At 32.5% G+C, this 18,707-nt stretch carries 14 protein-coding genes and 1 pseudogene; 10 read left to right on the top strand and 5 right to left on the bottom strand.

All coding sequences use genetic code 11. The annotated features are described in order from the left end of the window. Window positions 1-170 precede the first annotated feature (170 nt). Window positions 171-875: a hypothetical protein gene (locus J7J00_RS11590; RefSeq protein WP_214790739.1), complete on the top strand. Its 705-nt coding sequence runs from the start codon at window positions 171-173 to the stop codon at window positions 873-875. Between the two features lie 1,156 nt (window positions 876-2,031). On the opposite strand, the gene J7J00_RS11585 is transcribed toward J7J00_RS11590, so the two are convergent. Together J7J00_RS11585 and J7J00_RS11580 are read right to left on the bottom strand one after the other, a co-directional pair. After that, window positions 2,032-3,162: a hypothetical protein gene (locus J7J00_RS11585; protein WP_214790737.1), complete on the bottom strand. Its 1,131-nt coding sequence runs from the start codon at window positions 3,160-3,162 to the stop codon at window positions 2,032-2,034. A 1-nt stretch (window position 3,163) separates the two neighbouring features. Next, on the bottom strand, window positions 3,164-5,368 hold the full coding sequence (locus J7J00_RS11580) for an AAA family ATPase (protein WP_214790735.1): 2,205 nt from the start codon (window positions 5,366-5,368) through the stop codon (window positions 3,164-3,166). Window positions 5,369-5,539: 171 nt separating this feature from the next. On the opposite strand from J7J00_RS11580, the gene J7J00_RS11575 reads away from it, so the two are divergent. The 5 genes and pseudogenes from J7J00_RS11575 to J7J00_RS11555 form a co-directional block, all read left to right on the top strand. Next, window positions 5,540-6,946 carry a restriction endonuclease gene (locus J7J00_RS11575; protein WP_214790733.1) on the top strand — a complete coding sequence of 469 codons (1,407 nt, stop codon included), beginning with the start codon at window positions 5,540-5,542 and terminating at the stop codon, window positions 6,944-6,946. A 564-nt stretch (window positions 6,947-7,510) separates the two neighbouring features. Further along, the gene (locus J7J00_RS11570) at window positions 7,511-8,515 is read left to right on the top strand and encodes a hypothetical protein (protein ID WP_214790731.1); all 1,005 of its coding nucleotides are present in this window, start codon (window positions 7,511-7,513) and stop codon (window positions 8,513-8,515) included. A 916-nt stretch (window positions 8,516-9,431) separates the two neighbouring features. After that, entirely contained in the window at window positions 9,432-9,671 is a 240-nt protein-coding gene (locus J7J00_RS11565; protein WP_214790729.1) for a hypothetical protein, read from the top strand. 239 nt (window positions 9,672-9,910) lie between these two features. Further along, complete coding sequence (locus tag J7J00_RS11560; protein WP_214790727.1) at window positions 9,911-10,327, top strand: hypothetical protein; 417 nt, start codon at window positions 9,911-9,913, stop codon at window positions 10,325-10,327. 256 nt (window positions 10,328-10,583) lie between these two features. Continuing rightward, window positions 10,584-11,256, top strand: a pseudogene (locus J7J00_RS11555) (IS110 family transposase); the annotation flags it as partial. A gap of 626 nt (window positions 11,257-11,882) precedes the next feature. Here J7J00_RS11555 and J7J00_RS11550 read toward each other — a convergent pair. Beyond that, window positions 11,883-12,704, bottom strand: coding sequence for an STAS domain-containing protein (locus tag J7J00_RS11550; protein WP_214790724.1), 822 nt, complete (start codon window positions 12,702-12,704; stop codon window positions 11,883-11,885). Between the two features lie 253 nt (window positions 12,705-12,957). Here J7J00_RS11550 and J7J00_RS11545 point away from each other — a divergent pair, with 253 nt between their 5' ends. Continuing rightward, window positions 12,958-13,101: a hypothetical protein gene (locus tag J7J00_RS11545; protein WP_214790722.1), complete on the top strand. Its 144-nt coding sequence runs from the start codon at window positions 12,958-12,960 to the stop codon at window positions 13,099-13,101. A 387-nt stretch (window positions 13,102-13,488) separates the two neighbouring features. Here the strand turns inward: J7J00_RS11545 and J7J00_RS11540 are convergent, their stop codons facing one another. Further along, complete coding sequence (locus J7J00_RS11540; RefSeq protein WP_286201290.1) at window positions 13,489-14,496, bottom strand: SMI1/KNR4 family protein; 1,008 nt, start codon at window positions 14,494-14,496, stop codon at window positions 13,489-13,491. A 409-nt stretch (window positions 14,497-14,905) separates the two neighbouring features. Here J7J00_RS11540 and J7J00_RS11535 point away from each other — a divergent pair, with 409 nt between their 5' ends. The 3 genes from J7J00_RS11535 to J7J00_RS11525 all read left to right on the top strand — a co-directional run bounded on the left by J7J00_RS11535 (window position 14,906) and on the right by J7J00_RS11525 (window position 17,607). Next, the gene (locus tag J7J00_RS11535; protein ID WP_214790720.1) at window positions 14,906-15,043 is read left to right on the top strand and encodes a hypothetical protein; all 138 of its coding nucleotides are present in this window, start codon (window positions 14,906-14,908) and stop codon (window positions 15,041-15,043) included. Window positions 15,044-16,233: 1,190 nt separating this feature from the next. Further along, window positions 16,234-16,971 (top strand): tRNA pseudouridine(38-40) synthase TruA, encoded by a 738-nt coding sequence (gene truA, locus J7J00_RS11530; protein WP_214790718.1) that lies wholly within the window; start codon window positions 16,234-16,236, stop codon window positions 16,969-16,971. A gap of 111 nt (window positions 16,972-17,082) precedes the next feature. Beyond that, the gene (locus tag J7J00_RS11525; protein WP_214790716.1) at window positions 17,083-17,607 is read left to right on the top strand and encodes a type 1 glutamine amidotransferase domain-containing protein; all 525 of its coding nucleotides are present in this window, start codon (window positions 17,083-17,085) and stop codon (window positions 17,605-17,607) included. A gap of 148 nt (window positions 17,608-17,755) precedes the next feature. On the opposite strand, the gene J7J00_RS11520 is transcribed toward J7J00_RS11525, so the two are convergent. Next, entirely contained in the window at window positions 17,756-18,448 is a 693-nt protein-coding gene (locus J7J00_RS11520) for a DUF421 domain-containing protein (protein WP_214790714.1), read from the bottom strand. Window positions 18,449-18,707 lie beyond the last annotated feature (259 nt).

Below are 18,707 nucleotides of genomic sequence, written 5' to 3'. Positions count from 1 at the left end.
TTCCTGTTAAGAAAAATTTATAGGTTCGATCATAGAAACTTATACTGACAGATTAATTTAATAGCACTCCTGATATCTAGTAGAATTTAGTCTAGACTTTGGGGTGGCATACTTTTAAAATTATATGGATAGTGGTTTGGAAATATTTTCTTAAAAGGAATGATTAAACAATGAATATGATGGAATACCTAGAGTCCGTAAAATTTGCGGCAACTACATTAATCGAAATAATTAATACTGAACAAAGAGCTATTGATGATTTAAAAAAGGGTATAAAAGCAGCCAAGCAAGAGGCTGATGAATGGTGGGACAAGATGCCTCAAGGCGGTACAATGGAAGCGTACACCTTGTATTCAGAGCAAACTATATTCCAACTAAATTTAAGTGAAGAATTAAGGCAAGAATTAAATCAAAAAATTAGTGTTCGTGCCGTAAAGGAAACCTCTATAACGGTTCTCAGTGGAGCTTTATTACAATTAGCAAAACAAGGTGTTTCCATTGTTAACTCTAATCCTTATTTGTTACCTGAATCCAGTTGTGGAAATGAAATAAAAAACAGTAGTAACAAGAAAATACAGTGGAATAAGCCTTTAGTGGGTTTTGTCAATCTTAAAGTGTCAGACCTTATAATAGCAGCTCGAAACCAGTCATCGCATTATGAGGAAGGTCTATCAAATAAAAATAACCATAACATTGAGGTTTTTAAAGCATTAGAAAATGCAAATCCGCGGCTATTTCAAGAAATAAAAAAGGCCGATCTTAAATCAAATGGGGGAAGTAAAGATCCAAAGAACTTCGCAAAGAACGTAGTTATGAGTTTATTAAAATGGAAAACATATTCGGATTTTGAAAAAGATCTTTTAAGTATAGGATAATTAAAATATTTTTTTCCAGAATGGCTAAATACTATAAGTTTATTTTGTCCAATCTGATAAATGTTAATTGCTATTAATAAAACCCGTAATATTATTAATCTTCTTAACAGGAGTTATTCAGATACATAATAGTATCTTTCTCAACACATTTTTAGAAAAGACAACTAACCCAGTGTGGCTGATTGGCTAGACCATCCTTTCTTTACTGAAAAAGACTCCGACCTAATAGGCCGGGGTCTTTATTTTGTAAAGTTTTAGTAGTAATATTGAAGCTTTTTTTAATAACTCAATCAATTCAATATTCAATCGATCAGAATATTCCTTCGCGGCGGAAGTAAAAGATTCTGGTAGTAATTACATACAGTAAGAATCAATCCTGTTTTTCCAATTTCTCTGAGAAGATACCCAAAAATGTTATATGGTATCCAAATCTAGTAGGATTAAAAAATCCTTTTTAGATTATCGAGCAAGGGATCAATTAATTTTTTGGAAATTAACATTAGGATTAGAAATCATTAAAATTTGTAGAGGAAATCAAAAGCCTTTTTGGTTTTGGTTATTTAACATCCAAGAAATATTTTAATATAACTGGCAGTGTGTTCATTCATCTATCGGTAGGCGATTGGATAATGCAGAAAAGACGTAAAAAAATTGTTAGAGTTTCCGTCAACCTCGCTCACGACTTACCATCGTGAAGTCATCCCGTTAAAAGGGAATTAAATCACCCAGATTGTTCCTAGATAGGGTCTTCCATTTTTAGTTATTAGAATTCAAACATACCGTGCTCGTTGCAAATTGCAAGATGGGTTTTGTGGTACGTTTCGTGGTGAAACGGTTGGTAAGCGAGACCTGGGCGACTCAGAAGTGCATTTGATGCACTTGCTGGTACTACAAAGTAACGGCGGCTCCAAACGCAAAACAGGAGTTTTCTATTAATGCCAAATTCTCCCCCTTAAGTGAAGGGTGAATTTAAGGCTTCACCAACACATATCAGGTTAGTTAGTTTTTTAGTTCTTTTTACATTCATAAAAGATACTACTGTTTATAGCATTTATTAATATAAAATACATATTTATCTAGTTTATTAATCAGGATTTTTCACGAAAAAATAATTGTTTATTTCTACTAGCATAAATTGTAACTTTAAGTACGAGTTTTAAGTACTAAGTAGTCCCATTTCTTTACAGATATCTTGTGTAAGCTTTGAAAGAGGTCTCTTACCAATATTTTGCTTATCTAAGTAATTTAAATAAAGACTTTGCATTACATCTTCTCGATTATTAAATAAATCAGGAAATGAATTGTATATCTCGTCAATCCTACTAGTGTTATTTATAATAGTATTTCTAATTAAGTCCCGAACGACGTCTTGATGCTTATTATAAATGGAATCTAAGGCAAAAGTTTCAACCGAAGTATTAATTTTATCCCTAATTTCTTTATCAATCGCATTATTAACTATAGAAATCTGAAACTCTTTAGAGATTCCCAGTAAATACCTATAGTCATAAGGTTCAGTTTCATTAAAATCTGTTTTAAAGATGGCAAATTCAGCAAATTCTTCTTCATATGGGTATATTGCTTCTTTCCTATAGAAATCTGTATCACCTTTAAAGCTACTGTTACATACATAACAAGAAGGTATTAAATTGAAAAGGGATAAAGCCAAGTAGGGATATAAACTTTTAGCGTAGTAATGGTCAAGTACTGGTCTAGTCCTTTTATTTTCACTTTTTAATATAGAAACGTAGGATCTGTTGCAGTACGGACACACACATACATCTAACTCTGATACTAAGTCGTAGGCTGACCAACCACTAGTTCTTTGCGTGAAACCTTTATAATCAAAAATATCTTCAAGCACTTTTTCATATCCAGGCCATTTATGTATACTTAGATTTTTAACTTCTTCTTCAAAGTCACGTACCCTAAAATAAGCAGTTAAAGGTAAATGATTCACTAATTGTGTTTCTAAAGCATAATTATTTAAATAACTATTTAGTTCTTTTGATCTAATTCCACGTTTTCTATTCCTAAGAATTTTAGAGAGTTTTGAATTTGAAATAAAATAATTTGACTCGATAAAGTGTATTATGCTTTGAAGTTCACTTTTTTTGCCGGATAGGATTGTTTCAACATTTGACTCTAAGAAGTCTAAAAAGTTTATCAAATTTGAATCAGTTGTTACACTCCTTTTACTAATGATCTGGTTCTTAACAAAACTTTGTAGTCCATTTAAATGTTTAGCTTTTATTTTACTTTTGTTAGTTAAATTAATTATAATCATACTACATTTCCTCATAGGAATTTTTGATTATTGTTTGTAATAAGTTATCAACCTTTTCTCGACTATAATCCTCTTGTTGTATAAACTTATTTATTTTGTCTTTAATCGTTTCCTCAGTATTTGGGGTTCCGAATTTTTCAATAAACATAGATTTCAACTTGTTTTGTATTACTGGTTCTCCAATATTCTGAATGATTCTCCACACGTCTTTCTTTGTATAGGAGTATTTATCCAATTCATCATTTTTTAATATACGTATTACCTCTTCAATTTTCTTCTCTGAAAAAGCACCTATAGTTGATTTCATAAAAAAATTATTAATTAACAAAGTATGAATATTAGCTGCAAAAGTTTGGGTGATCAGTCCTGGTTTATTACTTACTTTTATATTTACTTGTGAGTTTTCCTGTAAACTTTCATTTCTATCCCTTTCTAGGTAAACTATGTTTTGAGTAGGGACATCAGCAATTAGAAAAGGGACATTTGATGCTAATATAATTTGAATAGATATACAGTTCGAAAATACATAGGGTAAGTATTCAAAAAGATTTTTTAAAAGGTGCCGCTGCCATTCTGGATGTAAGGAATGCTCTATTTCATCTAACAATATGATGACATTTTCTCCAAGGTTTATATCTTTTAAAGAATAGAACCTTGAATAAATACTTAATAATGTATCCTCCCCTGTACTTATTCCTTCCCATTGGAACTTTAAAAAGTTAGTAGATGTATCTATTTCTTCATAGTGCTTAAATATTTGTTCTAATAACTTTATTCCTTGTTTATCTAATGGAATCTCAAGAAGGCAGAAATCCTTAATACTTATAGATTGAACATTCCCATCTGTTTTAATAAAGTCCATTTCACCATTGGGTGTTATTTTTGCCGATGATGAGGAGGTGAAAACTTCTTTTTCTAAAAACCTTATGAAATTAATATAACTTCTAGTCAAATTGTTAAATTGCTTTTCATTAAACCCCTTATCGAATTTGTTATTTTTAGAAGATTTGCTTAATATCTGAATAGTAGATTTAAGAAATAATTCCAATAGCTGAATTAGATTTTTATTTTTGAGTTCATTTTCATTTAAGTTTTCTAGAGTGTTCTTCAGAAAATCTTTTCTTTCTTTAAAGAACAAAAAGCGATCTACATCCTCAAAATATGAATCTAGGACTCTTCGCAGATAGGTTTGTCTTACTAAAGAGAAATTATCCGGTTTGTCTGCATTAAGTGTATTATTCTCAATATAATTGTAAATATATTTCTCTATTTTGTTTAGTTGTTCGGTGTTTTTTTCAATTCTTAATAAGTGAGTTCGATCTATTTCAAGGAAATTTGTTTTTTTTTGTTTATAAATTATATAATCAAGAAATAAATAAATTTTAGTGGGGAAAAATGAATGTTTTCTTATAATTTTGTTTGATTCTTCATCGCCTAACATTTTCAATTTCTTCTTATTTTCACTTATATTGAACTCTTTTATTAAACCATTGTTAAATCGAGTATCTCTTTGAATTCTATGATTTGGCTCACTACTACTGAAGATTTGACTAGGTTCAAATTCCTTTTCTAATTCTGCTAAAAGCCCTTTAGAAGATATGTCAAAGTACTTTCGATTCTCCATTGTAGTTTCATAATAAAAACTACTATCAAATGCTTGAGAGAAATATATACAAGAGGTGTTATTTAATATTTCTGTTCCTTTTACCCTATATACTCCTCTATTATTTAACTGATCAATATTCTCTCCATTTCCGTATGGAATGGGATTAATGTTGTATTCATTTTTGATGCGGTTACTTTCAAATTTTATATTTGGTACACCATTATTATGATCAATCAGGTCAATGTGATATATAATGTTATACTTATTCTTGTTTTTAAGTACTAGAATGCGTTTATAATAATGGGATGTTAGTTCACCATTTTTATTAGTTGCTAGTATGCCCCCATCAATTAATAAGCCTTTAAGAGCATCTAAAAATGTACTTTTACCGACTCCATTTTGACCCACTATTGCAGTAAGATTTTTAACTTTTTGTTCCCCATTCAAGTTAAAAAAATCTTTTACATAAAGTTTGTTCTCTTTAATTTTTAATTCTTTTTTATTGTGGTCATAATCAAAAAGTAGTTGGTCTCCAAAGTTGTATCCCTGCTCTTTAATAACGTCTCTAAAATCATCAATCCAGTAATAAACAAATTCCATAGTTATTTCCCCCTTTAATATTTTCTATTTGAAGAAATTAAGCTTTTAAAATCATATGAATAGGGAATCTTTTGATACGGTAGTAGTAAGTAAGGGTAGAATATGGGTTTTTGTGGTATCTTAATAAGAGTATAGAATTAGATATTGTAATAGGCAATAGGGAGGGTATTTATGCTAGACTTCAAGGAGCTTCCGCAAGATGGAAACGATTTTGAATTGCTTATAAGAGAATTGTTATTTCAAATGGGTTTTCGGGTTTATTGGAGTGGTAGAGGGCCAGATGGTGGTAGAGATCTAATATGTGTCGAAGAATATTATAGTTCTATAATGCCATCAGAACGTAAATGGTTAATTCAATGTAAGCATTCAGCACACTCAGAAAGAGCGGTTGGAACTGGAGATCTAGATGATATTGTGGATTCCTGTGTTCAACACGATGCCACAGGTTACCTCTTAGTTTGTTCTACTTATCCATCTTCTTCCGTTGTTAATAGACTCGAAGGTATTTCAAAAAGTAGAGGCGGGGTTGAAGCAACCTATTGGGATAGTGTTACTATCGAAAGATTGTTAAAAACGCCGAAAAATTGGCCTATAGCTCAACGCTTTTTTCCTTTATCAGCTAATAAGGAAGGATGGCAAGTATACGCAACGGAATCACCAAATCATTGGTTAGTGAATTATCGTGGATATTATTTCCATATTGCGAATAGAATTCAATCATTTGCTGAAATGCATTTGGATAGCATATGTAATAGAATAAGTGAAATTGAGAATATCTCTCTTCCGGATAATCATCTATTACGTTTAAGAGCATTATATTATGATGATAAAAATGGAAATTACCAATGGTATGTTGACTATTTATATCCAACGGATGATGAACCACATATTACCAATTACTCTGTAAAAAGAATACTAGGAGACGGCTATGTATTAGATGATGGGCAGTTTCATAATTTTGACGTTCGATCATATCAATATTACATACATAGTGATCATTATGATCCTGACCATTATAACTATTACATTCCTTTTTTAAGAGATTTTCTGATAGGAAATGAAAGGTCTGGGCAATACTCTATGAAGTTGCCAGGAAATAAAGAATTATGGATATCAGAAGAAACCGAAAATGAAGTGTTCCGAAACAAAAAATTTAATGAACTTGTCGATGCTTTTAAAGGAATTGATTTTATTGAGATTATAAGAACTGTTAATTCATCTATTGAAGATATTAATAAATTTCACAATAAGTTTAATTGGAATGAGATTTTAGGAGCCCTTGACATTGATTATGATTTATTTTTTTCAGCAAAGATTTCTTTTACTTGCAGTAATTTTAAAGAATTAACCTTGCTGCTAGAGATGTTACCAAGTAATGTAGAGACTCATTTTAAACTGAGTAAAAGATATATTCTACCTTTTGAAGAAGCTCAATTAGATGATGAAAATATTTACGATTTAGTTTTTTCCTTACATCCAGCAATCATTAAAAATAAAGTAGTGGCGAGGAACCGATTTAACTCATACTTTAATAATATAATAATTAAAGTAAAATCTTACTTAGAAGGAGTAAATTAATTCAATATTTTTTAGAATAAACGTTGCCATCAACTTTTATAAGGATGAAAGTTTAGTGAAGGCTAGGAACTGAGAAACTCTTTGTCAGGAAACTAGCATTTATACTTTGAGTTCAAGTCTACCCGCAGTCCTAAGATTTGTTTTTCTAACACAGGCTTTTTAATTGTTCTATGGTTATCCTAAAACATATTATTTACATAATATCTTTTCATCTTGAATCTATAAATGAAATAATGTACTTACTTGTTTTCAGAGGCACGGGAGTTACTATCCGGGTCTTTTTTCTTGAATTCAATAAAACCTTCAACTCATCTTTACGATTATTTAATGATAGCTGTTCATTGCTTATATGTTTTATTTTGTCTATGTCACTTATCTTTAGTAAGGTCACCCTAATTAACGAAATTTAACATTTGCTTTTCGAATACTCTATATATTAGTAATGAATTGAATAAAGTGAAGCTGTTTTTATAGAAGCATTTAATACACTTTGACTACGAGTATAATTCAAAATAGTATGATATAAAAATATAGATGAAGATATGGTTTTTGGGGGAAATGAAGTTGTTTAAAAAATTATTGTTTAATAAAAGAATACATATAGTTGATGGTGATAATCGGTTAGGAGCAAGTTCGGGTGAACTAAAGGTAAAACTGAAAAATATGTTGGATAATGGGATGTATATAAGGAGTATACAAATATTTCATTATGCCTCAATTCATTATAATACTCGATGGGAAAGTTACCCATTGAGATTTCTCAATGCTTTATTAAATTCTGCTGCTACCATTCAAGATGAAGGTAATAATTTATGTTTATCTGACAAAGAAGAGTCAGAGCTACAAGGCGATTCTTCAGAAGTTTTAGGAATAGGGTTATCGAATATTTTTATGTGTAAATGGTATGGGGTAAATATTAATAAAGTTGAAAAAATAGGTGGGGCTAAAAAACGTTGTGACTATAGGTTTGGATATAAAAATCAAGTAATTATATTTGAAGCCAAGGGTAGGAAAAACTCCAAGGATATTAAAACTGCTCTAAAAGATTGCATAGAGAAAAAGAGTAATTATAGTGCTAATGTTATGTATTCTACAATCTGTCATTTACCGAGAAATGGTGACCCTGTATGTCTGTATTTATTTGATCCTCCTGTAAATGATAATGCAATAGACTATAATGAAAAATATGTTATTGCAAATCATTACAAAAGAGTTACAGAAAAAGTCGGTTTAACATTACTGTCTTCTTCAATTAAAAAGCGTATAAAAAAATTTGAGGAATCGGGAATATGGGATAATACTCCACTAAAAAGTAATGTTTTAAAAATAGGGGATCTTATTTTTATAGGTAACAATCAATTTTATACCAGAAGAAGTTTAAAAAGGAAAAACAATGAAATTAACATTCAATATGGTATTGATAAAAAAGTTATTGAGTTGCTCGAAAAATGGGATTTATCGGAACTGTCGGAATTATATTACGATGAATTGGTTATAGAAGATGAAGCTTTCGCTTTAAGTATTTTATCAGATGGTAGCCTATTATACATTGGAAATGAACCTATATAGTAATTTGTAATTGTTTTTTTATGATATAAATCATTAATAATATTAGTTAAATCATCTGACTCGATAGTTCCAGAGGTGAGGAGATTTTTTGTTGAATATTTATGTTAAAATCACTTTAAAGTAACCAAACTTTTATATTAACCCACCAACATCCATTGTGTTGTCAAATACACTCCACACATATTGTTTGTGGATCAGGCATCCTTAAAAAGGTTTAGAAGAGATAAAAAAACAAACCAAGTTTATATAAGTTAAGTAGCACAGGAAAAGGCTGAACAGGTGTTATTATTTGTAATCCAAATAATATCCTCATTCCGATAAAAAAACACTTAAATGTAGTGTTAATCTTGTTTCCCCAACTGGTAAGTGGCGTAGAAAATTAAACGATTAGTCACAATGATAATTATAGCAGACCACCTGCTCACACATTTGCTAACATAATTATTTTTTTGAGCTTTATTCATTTTACTGAGTTGATATAAACACCTTACAAAACCTTGAAAAATCAACCTTCTTTACACTTATTTAATGCAGTTAAACCAGTTTGATTATATGGAACAAAATTGACAGGGAAGGGGTCGTGGGTTCGAATCCCTCACAGGTCATCAACTAACAAAGGCTCAAATCCTTGATATAACAAGGATTTGGGTCTTTTTTTGTTTTTAAAGATATAGTTCATTATGTATTATTTACTCAATTGTTGGCTGATAGAGCAGCATTTAAACGTATTACAGGACAAGGCAAAGCCTTTCGCTTATTCAGCTAACGATGGAGGTTAAAGAGAAGACCATCTATTTGGCTTTTCATTAAAAGGTATATAATCATATTCTTCGGTAAAATCCACTTTACTATAATGTGTTTGATTACCTTTACTACCAAATACCATGCACAGGAATACTTTTTGGAAGCTCTGAACATGACGCATGAATACTATGTAAAATATTGGAAAGCGATGGAAGACTTCAGAGATAAATTTTCAGCTCACAGAGAGAGTGGTTACAACGAACCTGTCCCCTACTTTGATATTGCGCATAATGTAGCACTTCATTACGTTTCTTGGCTTGAAAAGTATAATACAATGCCTTCACAAGAAATGATGGTAGAACAATATCAAGAAGAATTACAACCAATGACAGAAAGTTTTAAAGTGAAATAAATAGAAGGAGGAATGTATGGAAGAGTAATTAAAAGCAAATTCCTTTTAGGGATTCTATTAGGGGATTAATCACACTTCTCGTAGGACTTACCCTTCACTTCAGTATTATATAGTAAATATTTCCTTTATTTTTAACTGTGTGATTTTAATATATCAACAGTTTATTATATTGATAAAGGAAGAATAACTTAATCTACTACTATAATGAAGTAAGTCTTTAAAAGGGAAGTGATAGTTAAATGCTTTATATAAGCGATATCGAAAAGATAATTAATAACACATTAAATGAGCACAATTTGGAAATTATTTATGAATTTGACAATAATCTAAGTGCACCAATGAGTTATAACGTATCGACCAATACTATAAAATTCAATTACCTTCAAGTTAACGGTTATAAAGGGAAAATTAGAATTAAAGAGACAGAGGAAGACTTTGTTAAAATTATTCTTTATCGTATGATTGGTTATTATTTAGATTTTAAGAAAAACAAACATGATTTAAGGATTTTAATGTATGGTCACGAAGAAGAAAAAGAAAAGCTAAAATCTGAAATAGAAACTAATGCTTGGGATTATGGGAGAACATTAATACCTGAACAACTATTGGAGTCATATGATAAAGTTCGTGAATTAGATAAAATGCTAATAAATTAATGTACTCTAAGAAAATGGGGAGGTTGACCAGTAAAAATTACTGGTTGACCTTTTTTTAATAGAATCTATTATATCAGTAGCCAGGGTAGGACGTACGGGTGCGTGGGACTGGATCCCATGAACTAAACTGTCCGCCCCCTACTTGTAGAAGCATGTTTGAAGCTGGTTGGGACTTAGATCTCGTATAACAAGCGAAGCTATGACACTACATGGAGGACTAAGGGGTACTGGTTAGTAAGTTGAGGAGGAAAAAACGATGAATCCAGTTGTTGGTCTGGATGTGGCAAAAGGAGAGAGTCAAGTTCAGGCACTTTTAGATCAATCTAAACCGTATGGGACGAGCTTTTCAATGAAGCAACATCAAAGAGGAATTAGATCATTTTTTAGACTTTTTAAAAGAGATTGAAGAGGTGACAGGGCAGATGCCTATGGTCATTTTAGAATCTACAGGACATTACCAAACTCCTGTTATTCAATACTTGGAGGAACAAGGGGTTCTATATATCTTACTAAATCCGATTATTTCTTATCAGGCAAAGAAGACCAGTTTACGGAAGGGAAAAACAGACGCTATCGATGCGTACCAGTTGTGTGTGCTGTATAACAAAGAGGATTTTGAACCTCATAAAATTAGAGGGATTCAGCTATTAGACCTTCGGAATTTGTCAAGACAACAGGAAATCGTAACGAATATGTATGTGGAGGCTAAACTTCAGTTTCACACCATTTTAGATCAAGTGTTTCCTGAATACCGGAAGGTTTTTGGGGATCTATATTCCAGGGTTTCTTTATTAAAGGAATATCCCACTTCAGAGGCGGTATTAACTGCCGGGGAGAGTAAGCTAGCAGAGAGTGTTATAGAGTTCTGTCCTAGCCGATCGGATCAATGGGCATGGGAAAAAGAAAAAATAATAATGGACTCCGCAACTTAATCATTAGTATGTTATAGTTAAGTGAAATTAGAATTATATGGGGCACCTTCTGACTTCTCTTAGTCATCTTCCCTCTGTAATAGAAGGGAGACTAAGACGATATGTCCTTAGACCACATTAAAACAATGTTAGAAACCTTAAAACAGTATAATAACTGTGAAATAACATTAACATTCAAAAACAAAAATAGCATACCGTTATTGTCTGTATGCTATGACAATAATTGTTATGAACTAACACATTTGGATACACAAATTATCGAAACCTGTGACGATATAAAATCTACTATCTCAGCTATTGATAAAGTTATGCAAGATAGTTCTAAAAAAACCTCTAATTAATGGAGGTTTTTTTGTTTCACAGTTTGTTTTGTCAACTTTCTTCTTCATCTAACGGGTGCGGTAGCTGAAAATTGGAGCTGTTTTAAGGCAGCTCTTTCTTTATGCTACCGGGCATTTTAGTTGTAGATGAAAATGAATTGATTGGTGTTGAATTAAATACCTAACTATAGTTTTTTACCAAGATGTAACTGCTGGGCAGGAACAAATATTTAGACAGTTGGTCAGAATATATTGAATTAGAAAAAGAGTCGGCAAAGCGACCCTCTCTAAGATTCTTCGTGTTTAAATTAATAAGTATTTATTCAATGCTTGTTGTAAAGTTCCAAATGTTAGTGCTTTTTCATTTAATCTCATTCCTACGTTTATCATTTTTCTAACCACTTCAGCTCTTAACCCGGTAATCACAGTGTTACATCCCATTAATGAAGTGCCGTCAATAATCTTCATTAAATGATCAATTACTTCAGTCTCCATTTCCATAATTCCAGATAAGTCCATAATCAATGTTTGAATACGTAATTTTCCAATCTCCATTAAAACTTTTTCCTCGAGAATATTCGTTCGGTAAAGATCAACCGCACCAATTAAAGGCAAAATACATATAGTGGGGGTTATTGGTATTATAGGCACCGAAAGATTTTCAACCAATTCTTTTTGAGCCATTATCAATGAATCTTTGTATTGAGAATATGTGATAAAAAAAACATTTAAAAATCTGTCTACTTGAGTGTTTACTTGTTTTTCTACCGAAAAAAATTCTTCAGTTAAAACCTTATTTGTTACCTCGTTATATTCTTGTAGGAACTTCCACAAGGTTCTTCGAATGGCTTGCACCCACTCTAATTTGAAAGATAATGGAATTGCGTGTGTCGCCCAAGCTATACCTTCTTGTTTAGCAAATGATTGAAGTTCTTGTTCTTTACCCTCAATAATATATTGAATCAGAATATGGGCATTATTTATCAGGTTAATATTACCAATCGTTAATATTTCTTCAATTTTTTCTTTCACATTAGATGCTTCGTTTAATAATGAATCTTCAAAATCCTCTTTATTTTCTTGGATGAATTCGAGTAATTTATATGCATCTAGTGAACCCTTCATAATTTAATCCCCCTATTTTTTATATGCCAAAACTACAATTACCCTGATATTATTATTACTAAACCCATTTACACAATAAGCATCTAATTTAAAGGGAAAATGATTGTATTTATGTTAATTAATATTGTGAAGATTTCTACTTAAACTACCATGAAAATAAGTTTCAAAATGAAAAATGACAATACTTAAGAAGACACTGCTCAATCGTTTAAAAAAAGAGGAGAGCGTTAATTAATTAGTCTATGGATTAGGGTTGACTGGATTAAGGTCAGTATCAGTATTGACACTTCCTAACCATTTATTCTTTGCGATTCATGGATGGCTAACGGGTGCTTTACTTCATTACCGGGAGCTGATCAGCAGCTTCTTTTCTTATGTAACAAACGGGGCAGATTAATGGATTAAGAAATATTCTGGTGTAAAGAGCATAACTCTTAGTATATGGCTTTTTTTTGAAATGTTACTGCTATATAACAAATCATCATATTGTTTCGTCAGTAAAGGAGGAAATGAAATGGATTGATATATATGGTTCGCCGTTATTATTGCCGTTGTTATTATTATTGGGTATAAATCTTCTAAAAAGAAATAAGGCTTGCTGAACTAACCAAGACCGTTTATATCGGTCCATTTCCTAGGCACTGTTAATGATTATGTCCTTATTATAAACCATAGTAAAAAGCTCTCCGGACCCGGAAAGCTTTTTTGTTTGATCACTCTACATATACCACAGTAATATAAGACTAATTCGATAGAGAGACTTAGCCAACAGATAACGAATAGCCTAATACGCCTTTTTAATATGGCTCCATCCTTCTTGTAGAGACTTCCCGTCGATCCTGGATTGTTCTAATAATTCATCTGCTGAATCAAACGACTGTTGTGTATCTGTTTCGTAGTCAGCTAGATGCCATTGATTGGAATCTTCAATAACGTGATAAAGTTTATCTTGAAAAGCAAGACTGATCCTTTCGCCGTTATAGACATCCTCTTTAAGTTGTTCGAAGGAATAGTTTATTTTTTCAAGAGCAAGTTCAGCATACATTCGAACTTCACTATCGACATCATTCTTAAAATTTTCTATCAATGAATGTAGAATTTCATCATCCAATCTATATGTAAGAGAATTCCAAACACTGTTAGCAACCCAACTTCTCACATTTTTGTCGTGATAATTACTTAAAGTTAAAAGTTGATTTCCAAACCACTTCAAATCCACATCGCCTTGTGCTAGGTCCGGTATAGCATATATTAATTCCTCTACATTATCTTCTTGTATAAACTTTTCAAAGTCTTGTTTACTGTATACCTTTACCTCCATTCCCTCAAAATCAAATTCCTCATTTTCAAGGTATAGGTTTTTTAGAAATTCTTCAAAGCTATCTGCGATTTGTATAGTTTGTTCCAAATCAACGTCTACATAAACAATGGGAGGGGCAGAGGTGGCATTGCGGTAATCAAATGCGAGCCAAGTGTGACCGTCTCCATTGAATAAAATAAGTCCTTCCGGCAGTTCCCACTCTTTTATGTAATAATCATTTTCAAGGATTCCATTTCCGGCACCAATCCCTTTAATGTGTTCCACTATAACAAAAGATTCACCCCAGACGGTAGGAACAGGAGACGGATGAGCATTACAGATGGGTTGTCCCCCATTTTGTTGCTTAAGAATAGCAATGTACGAGTTTGGTAACGTTACATTAAATAATTCTTCTGCTTTTTTTATGATTTCGTCTGTTAATGGTTGTAACATATGCTCGTCAATACTTGCTTCCCATATACTTTTTACCAAAAAATTCACCTCATAAATGTTTAATTATTATTTGATCTGCCGGCTCTTTCTTGTACAAACTTTCCTCAGTAAATGAATCGCCTAACTTTTTCTGCAACAATCTTAACTTTACGAAAAAAGCCTTCATTAAAAAGGCTAAACTCATAACTCTCACTTCTATACATTAGATGTATACTGTGGAAAATTGGAGTAAGTTTATGATTAAACCAAAATATTTCCCGTATTCCCAAAAAGAACTTGTTGATGAATCTTTATAATAACACTTTAACAATGGGGTGTTGCGGCAACCTTTTTCTTATTCAAAGAACTGGGCATGTTAGTTGAAGATTATTTTCAAGCAAATGACATATATAAGCCAGTTCCATACAAGGATGTTGTAATATTAAAGGACAAGTAGGAGGTTGAGAAGATGAAAACTTTTGAATTAAAGTCAGGAACAAAAGTAATAATAGATGAAAGTAGAATAGTAATAGAAAGAACAGGTGGAAAAAGTGCAATGAAGGGTTTGTTTGCAGGGCGAGCAATGGGGCAAAAGAAAGTGAATTAGAAGAGTTATATCAATTTCTCAATGGATTTATCAAGTTATGATTCCATAAACTCCTTACCCTTAAAGGTAAGCCTTTTGGTTTTGAGGTTTCCATATAGGAGTATAAACAACTGCTTTTAGTTTTTGAAAAAGTAATTTACGTTATAGTTCAAATACAATTAGTTGTTATTTGAGAGCAATTAATAAGATCGAAGCTGTCTTTAAGGCAGCTTTTTTACTCAATGAATATTGATAAACCCATCAACATCCCATTGTGTTGTCAATTACAGTCCACACATATTGTTTGTTGTTCAGGCAGGCATCCTCAAAAGTTTAGAAGAGTTAAAAACTAACCAAGTTGATTTAAGTTTAGTAGCACAGGAAAAGACAGAACAGATGTTATTATTTGTAATCCAAATAGTGAGCGCCATTCCGATAAAAAAACACTAAACTGTAATGATATCCGGTTTCCTAACTGGTCAGTGGTTTGAAAATTAAACGATTAGTCACAATGATAATTATTGCAGACCACCTGCTAACATAATTATTTCATTTAGCTTATTTTATTTTACTGGACTGATTTAAAGACCTTACAAAACCTTGAGAAATCAACCTTCTTTACACTTATTTAATTCAGTTAAACCAGTTTGATTATATGAAACAAAATGGACAGGGAAGGGGTCGTAGGTTCGAATCCCTCACAGGTCATCAACTATCAAAGGCTCAAATCCTTGATATAAAAAGGGTTTGGGTCTTTTTTATTTTTCATTTCCATTTATTATTCCTGTGTGTTTATGCATTGCACAAAGTTGTACAGAAACTGCGCGTGACGGTGAATCGTTCGTTGCATGACGTTACCCACTTTGGTACACTATGCAGAAGTGCATTTCACTTTGATTATTAGGATTTACTATCGAGTGGCATAGATAAGATGTATGATCTTTACATAAATCATTAAGCGGTGGGTGCTCCCAAATGAAATAGGACAACGGAACTCCATTTTGCATTCACTGCAGACTTGTGGAAGTAAGGGGATAAAGGGACAAAACTCATTACATTATGATACAAAACCTTAACAACTTAACAATTTAAATGTGTTTCTAAGAAAAGACCATCTGTTCCCTCATACAGCAGGAGTTGTATGGGGGCTTGTATTTAATCAAGAATTTTCTGTTTAGATGACTATACAGTAATAAAATAAGGAGGAAGCAATGAACAATTATAAATTGACCATTCAATATGATGGCGGGCGCTATAAAGGCTGGCAACGACTCGGTAATAGTGATGATACGATTCAAGGAAAAATAGAAAATGTATTAACGGAAATGGTGGGGGAAAAAATCGAGATCATCGGATGCAGCAGAACGGATGCCGGTGTACATGCCCTTGCTCAAATCGCCAATTTTAAGATTGGTGAAAATCTGACTGAAGCTGAAATCATGAATTATTTGAATAGGTATTTACCAAGAGATATCAGCATTGTCGAGGTTAGGCTAGTTCCTGAGCGTTTTCATGCCCGTTATAATGCTAAGGATAAAACCTATTTGTATAAGATCTGGAACGAGCAATATACAAATCCTTTCATGCGAAAATACAGTATGCATGTAGAGAAAAAGCTGGATATCACAAGAATGAAAAAAGCATGTCAACATTTTATAGGTGAACATGATTTCACGGCTTTTTCAAATGCAAAGTCTAAGAAAAAATCCATGGTGCGTGAAATATATTCCATTGATATAGAAGAAAATGCCGGATTCATCCAAATTACAGTGCGAGGCGATGGATTTCTATATAATATGGTTAGAAAGATTGTCGGGACGTTGATAGAAGTTGGGTTGGGTGAAATAGATGCTGGAAATATACCAAGCATTTTAGAGTCAAAAGAAAGAATCCAAACGGGCCGTATGGCGGAGGCAGCTGGGTTGTACTTGGTAAAGGTTGATTTTTAGACCAAATATTGATGTATCGGTTAACGCATGTAAAGTGAATAGGCAGTAGATAAAGGGAAGTAATAGGGAAGAATGGTAAAGGGGAATAGAACGAAAAAAGGAGAGATTTTCATGAGATTAGCAGGAAAGAAAATAATCAGTCTTGTGCACCATGAATTTGAAGATTTAGAGCTCTGGTATCCGATTTTACGTTTAAAAGAAGAAGGAGCGATTGTTCACCTCGCTGGAGAAAAGGCGAATGAAACATACATTGGAAAATATGGTGTACCAGCTATATCTGATTATGAGTATGGCAGTATTAAAGCTGAAGAATATGATGCCATTCTTGTACCAGGGGGATGGGCACCTGACAAAATTCGCCGGTTTCCTGAAGTGATATCACTTATCCAAAGCATGGAAGAAAATAAAAAACCCATCGGGCAAATTTGTCATGCTGGTTGGGTGTTGGTCTCCGCTAAAATTTTACAAGGGAAGAATGTAACGAGTACACCGGGCATTAAAGATGATATGGAAAATGCAGGGGCGACTTGGATAGATAAGCCCGTCGTCGTAGATGGTAACCTTGTATCAAGCAGGCGTCCGCCTGATCTACCGGATTATTTGAGGGAATTGATAAACGTGATTGAAAAGAGTTAATTCATAATAGGCTGAAAAAGTGGTTTTTTCTTCTGGAAAAACCACTTTTATTATTCCTGCCATCCAATTACCCGAATGCGATATATTTAACAAAAATTGATATGATATTTTTTAATCTTAGTTATGATTCTCGCTGAAATGCAATGGATTATTCCCTTGATTGATCCTTAATCAAATCAATATACAAATTTCCTTTTGTCCCTACGACAGCATACGAGATGTCAAAAACAGCAAGGTTTCTTTTTTTGAGTTCAGCCATTAACCATTCGTCATCGTAGGTGTGTTTGGATAAGTTTTCATATAAGATCTTCCCGTCATAGACCAGTTCAATCGGTACAGTTCCTGCAGAGGGCAGTAAAGGTAAATCCTGCTTGGTGGCATTTTGGTATTGTTCTTTTTTTAATACAGAGAGGGAGCCATTAATCTCTAAAATGGCACATTCCACTTCTTCTATGTTGAAGACATCTTTTCCACGCAAAGCCTGTTTAAGAGAATCCAGTGAATACCCCATTCGTTCCATTGACTCTTCGAGAATTTTCCCTTTTTGAATTAAGGTAGCAGGTTCTCCAGCGATCCATTTCCCGAAGCGCGGATTTCGAACCGCTAGAAGATTCAGCATAAAAACGACGGTACCCATAATAATAATTGCTATGATAAAATACAGGAATTTAATTTTAATATTGAATGCCAGATTTCCTGCAATTGTCCCCATCGTAATTGAAGCTATATAAAGGTGATAGGTCCTCTGGGCAATTGTCTGTTTACCAAGGAGCTGGACAAATACCCATAACAAAATAAAAGAGGTAAATGTTCGAAAGATGATTTCAACAGCGTCTGACATGACTATTTCTCCCTTACAAAACTCCGTGCAGTTAGTTTGTGATAGTATGTTCTTGCACCTTGCCGTTTATTCTGTAACTAAAAAACCGTCTTTGAATTTGAATCCATCTAGCATAAATTGATAGATGGATTCAATGGGTGCGATAGATCATGAACAATTAATCAAACAAAAAGAAGCAAGTAGTTCGTTACTTGCTTCTTTTTATTTGGTTCAATAAATCCATGGATATGTTTACTTAGTATCGATTAAGAAATTTCTT

The sequence above is a fragment of the Bacillus sp. ISL-4 genome (genome assembly GCF_018613275.1).
Lineage (GTDB): Bacteria > Bacillota > Bacilli > Bacillales > DSM-1321 > Peribacillus > Peribacillus simplex_E.
This window is presented reverse-complemented; position numbering and strand designations above follow the sequence as displayed.

Coding starts and splice junctions, on each gene's coding strand:
- J7J00_RS11590 (WP_214790739.1), top strand. CDS start 171: ATGAATATGATGGAATACCTAGAGTCCGTAAAATTTGCGGCAACTACA.
- J7J00_RS11585 (WP_214790737.1), bottom strand. CDS start 3,162: ATGATTATAATTAATTTAACTAACAAAAGTAAAATAAAAGCTAAACAT.
- J7J00_RS11580 (WP_214790735.1), bottom strand. CDS start 5,368: ATGGAATTTGTTTATTACTGGATTGATGATTTTAGAGACGTTATTAAA.
- J7J00_RS11575 (WP_214790733.1), top strand. CDS start 5,540: ATGCTAGACTTCAAGGAGCTTCCGCAAGATGGAAACGATTTTGAATTG.
- J7J00_RS11565 (WP_214790729.1), top strand. CDS start 9,432: ATGACGCATGAATACTATGTAAAATATTGGAAAGCGATGGAAGACTTC.
- J7J00_RS11560 (WP_214790727.1), top strand. CDS start 9,911: ATGCTTTATATAAGCGATATCGAAAAGATAATTAATAACACATTAAAT.
- J7J00_RS11550 (WP_214790724.1), bottom strand. CDS start 12,704: ATGAAGGGTTCACTAGATGCATATAAATTACTCGAATTCATCCAAGAA.
- J7J00_RS11535 (WP_214790720.1), top strand. CDS start 14,906: ATGAAAACTTTTGAATTAAAGTCAGGAACAAAAGTAATAATAGATGAA.
- truA (WP_214790718.1), top strand. CDS start 16,234: ATGAACAATTATAAATTGACCATTCAATATGATGGCGGGCGCTATAAA.
- J7J00_RS11525 (WP_214790716.1), top strand. CDS start 17,083: ATGAGATTAGCAGGAAAGAAAATAATCAGTCTTGTGCACCATGAATTT.
- J7J00_RS11520 (WP_214790714.1), bottom strand. CDS start 18,448: ATGTCAGACGCTGTTGAAATCATCTTTCGAACATTTACCTCTTTTATT.